The following is a 3,638-nucleotide window of genomic DNA, read 5'->3' as shown; positions in this document are numbered from 1 at the left end:
AGGGACAAGGTGACGTAGACCCGCTCGCCGACCAGGTAATCCCTCCACTTCCCCACCTGCTTGTACTGCAACCACTGGTTCACGGCGAAGCAGTTGAACAGGACGAACAGAGAGAAGAAGATGCCGTAGACGAACCCGGGGAGGTGCCCGTCGGCTCCGGGCCCGACCAGATAGATCGTCCCGGCAGTTGCGCTCACCGCACCCGGCGTTGTCGCGGCCACGATAGCGGTCGCCGTGACGGGGCACGAGGCGGGGGTGATCGGTGGCGCGGCCAGCGGCGCCGCCGCCGGACTGGTCGTCGGGATGGGCCGGCGGCAGACATAGCAGCGCGTCCGGCAGGAAGCGGAGCTCGCACTCATGCACCAGCGCAGCGAGCTCGAACACGAACGAGCCGAGGTGCTCGCCGGGCGCAACCGGCTCGCGCCCGAGGTGCACGACGTACAGCAACCGATCCTGCGGGGGCTGGGCGGTTCCTCAGCGGGCGCCGGCCCAGACTGAGCGCTGGGCGGGCTGGGGGTCGTCCAGGGTCTCGCTTGGGGTGGCGAACCGGTGCACCGTTCGCGCCGCGCCATACGGGGCCCAGCCGGGGTCGCCGGTCGTGACGAACTCCACCCACGCGCGGTGCATCTCATCGGCCAGCTCCTGCGGTGGAGCGGACCCGGCCAGTGGCTCGCCCGAGGAATCGTCGAGGTTGTCGAAGACAAACCCCACCTCGAGGGCGTGGCAGGCGCCGAGCCGACCGCCGAACTGTGGCGAGCGCCATCCGAACTCGTACAGGTAGGTGTCGCGGCCATGGGCCGACCGTGCCTCGGCCACCCGGATCGCCGGTATGCGGAAGAACCAGTCGCCGACCGCCGCGATCATGAGTTCCCCGGCGGACGCCGCAGGCTGGGCGGCGCGGTAGGCGGCGGTGACGGCGGCGGCGTCCGCCCCGACGAGCATGAGCGCCATCGTCAGCACATCATCGTTGACCAGGTTGACCATCCCGCTGGGGACCAGGAACAGCGCATGCTCTTCGGTGTTGTTGCCGATCAGCACGTCGACCTCGGATCCGACCCCCTCGGCCAGACGGTCGATCGGACGGGCCGGGAGCACGTCCCCATCGATGACCGGTTCGAACGCCATCATGTGACTGGCGATTTCGCCCCACTCGATCGGGTTCGGCGCGGCCGCGATGCTCGCCGACAGCTCGGCCTGCGCGGCGACCAGCTCGGCCACGGGGAGGGCCGCGAACCCGTCCGCCGTCGGCTCGACACCCAGTCGTTCGGCGAGCGCAGCGGTCACCTTCGCCGCGGTGGCCGCGCTGAGCACGTTGTGCCCGGCCCCGCTTTGCGCGATCGCTCGGCGGAACAAGCCCGCTGCGGCGGGCATCGACAGCAGCGTCGTCACGCTCATCGCCCCGGCCGACTCTCCTGCGACGGTCACCGCGTTCGGGTCGCCCCCGAAGGCGGCAATGTTGTCCCGAACCCACCGCAAGGCGGCCACCTGATCGAGCAGACCCCGGTTCGCCGGCGCGCCGTCGATCAACCCGAAGCCGTCCACACCCAGCCGGTAGTTGATGGTCACGCACACCACACCGTCGCGAGCGAACCGCGACCCGTCGTAGGCACTGACCGCACCGCTGCCGTTGACGAACGCACCCCCGTGGATCCACACGAGCACCGGGCGACCGGTCCCTTCGAGGCCCGGTGTCCACACGTTGAGGTTCAGACACTCCTCACCTGGGACCACCGGCTCGGGCAGCAACGCGTCGATCGGGCTGGGGTACGGCGGCTTGGGAGCCGTCGGTCCGTACTCCACGGCGTCGCGAACGCCGTCCCACGACGGCGGCGCCGCAGGGGCGGCGAACCGGTTGCCGTCGAACGGGGCTGCCGCGTAGGGGACACCCTTGAAGAACAGCACCCCGTCCTGCTCCCCGCCCCGCAACTGTCCTTGAGCCACGCGCACAACCGGGTCCATCGCGTCCTCCGCAGGTCTGGTGACCTCGATCGTGCCACAGACCGGCCTCGCCGCCGCCATGTCCTGGCGGTACTGAGCGACCACGCGCGCCTCGACGAGCGGGGTCGATCCTGGCATACCTTCCGCGATGCTCTCAGCCCGCACGCCTGAGGGCCGGGCATCTGAGATCGAAGCGCCGCGGCGCCTTCAATCTCCTCGCGAACGCCCAGAAAGCGGTCGACCGCGGCCGGGTTGGGTCGCTCGCCCTCGACGGTGTGTCGGGAGGTGAGCCGTGACGTTGCCAGCGTCAGTATCGGGCGATGCGGACGGAGGACCGTGCCTCGGCGCCGGAGTAGGCCAGGCCGTCGATGAGGTACCGCACGTGCCGTCGGGTGGCGTCGGGGTCGTCGGCGGTGAGGTGCACGGTGGCGTTGACGGTGAAGGGGACCTGGCAACGGGGGGCATAGAGCTCGAGGTCGAAGTGCTCCAGGGCGGTGTTAGGCCGTCGCGGGAGGAGGCTCCTCGAGGTGCCGGTCGATGGCGTACGCCCGGATGTCGTCGATCACCTGCTCCTTGTCGGTGAGGCGGGCTTGGGCGTTCTCCCAGCGTTGGTGCAGGGCGTGTCAGTCGGTGGCGACCGCGGCGGCGAGCTCGTCGTCGGGGAGGGTCTGGCCTCGCGTCTCCGATGACCCACAGACTTCTGGCGGGGATCCCCATCTGCGGCGGACCGTCCGTGACGCGCACTGGCCCTGGGCATCGGAAACCTTGACGGCCCACTCCAGGCCCTGTCCCCCTGCAGGGGACAGCCCGGGTAGCCTTCTGCGCTGCGGGGCCCGGTCCGCCTACCCCCGTGGGCGTTGACGGGGTCTCGCCCTCGAGTTTGGGTCATGACCGGCTCGGGGACGATCCGCCCCACGAGGCCCCGTCGTGGCCCTGACCCCTCGGAGGGGGACGACGGGGCCTCGGCCACGTCCAGCCGCCGTGGTTCCGCCCGGCGACCGGCACCGGACGAGACAGGTCACGGTTCAGTCGTTCGCTCGATACCGTTCCCCACCCGATCGGTCCGCGGGAGCAGGAGGGGTGACCGACGTGACGGCGGCCGTCCACTGCCACCGCACCGGGCGCGACTCGACGGTCCTCGCAGGCGGCTTCCGACACGTTGAGGGCACCTACGGCTTCGCAACGCTGATCCAGCGCGCTGAATGGTCCCCGCCGTCGAGCGGTCGAACGTCCTCGACGGGGCCCTACAGCTGCACCCTCCCGTAAGCCTGCTACGTCACGCGAGGAGGGGGTTTGCCCCTGATCAGCAGGAGCAAGCGGATGACCAGGACACCATCGGCGCCGACTGCTGTGTGACCCTGCTGGATCACGGTGGTGAGACGGTCGCGGGTGTGTCCGGTGGCCTGGGGGCTGGCGCCTGCGCCGCCGGGCCGGTAGGACCGTGGCATGGCATCCGTGCGCATCAGCGAGGGTCCGCTCGGGATCGACGAGCTGCTCGCCGTCGTCGACGGGTCGCCGGTCGAACTCGACGCTTCCGTGCGTGCCCGGATCGCGGCGAGCCGCGACCTGGTGGACCGCGCGCTCGCCGCCGGTGGAGCCGTCTATGGCCTGACCACCCAGGTCGGTCACGGCAAGGACACCCGGCTGACGGACGACGAGCGGCTCGCCGCGCAGCTGTTCATCGTGCGCTCGCACAGTGG

2 protein-coding genes and 1 pseudogene are annotated in these 3,638 nt (G+C 70.6%); 1 reads left to right on the top strand and 2 read right to left on the bottom strand.

Features of this window, described 5'->3' with window-relative positions; all coding sequences use genetic code 11:
- A pseudogene (locus VIM19_14625) lies at positions 1-176 on the bottom strand (hypothetical protein).
- 298 nt (positions 177-474) lie between these two features.
- Entirely contained in the window at positions 475-1,959 is a 1,485-nt protein-coding gene (locus VIM19_14620) for a carboxylesterase family protein (GenBank protein HEY5186100.1), read from the bottom strand.
- A gap of 1,425 nt (positions 1,960-3,384) precedes the next feature.
- Here VIM19_14620 and VIM19_14615 point away from each other — a divergent pair.
- A partial coding sequence (locus VIM19_14615) for an aromatic amino acid lyase (protein ID HEY5186099.1) occupies positions 3,385-3,638 on the top strand: 254 nt, incomplete at its 3' end.

It is taken from the genome of Actinomycetes bacterium, from assembly GCA_036510875.1.
Taxonomy (GTDB): Bacteria; Actinomycetota; Actinomycetes; order Prado026; family Prado026; genus DATCDE01.
This window is presented reverse-complemented; position numbering and strand designations above follow the sequence as displayed.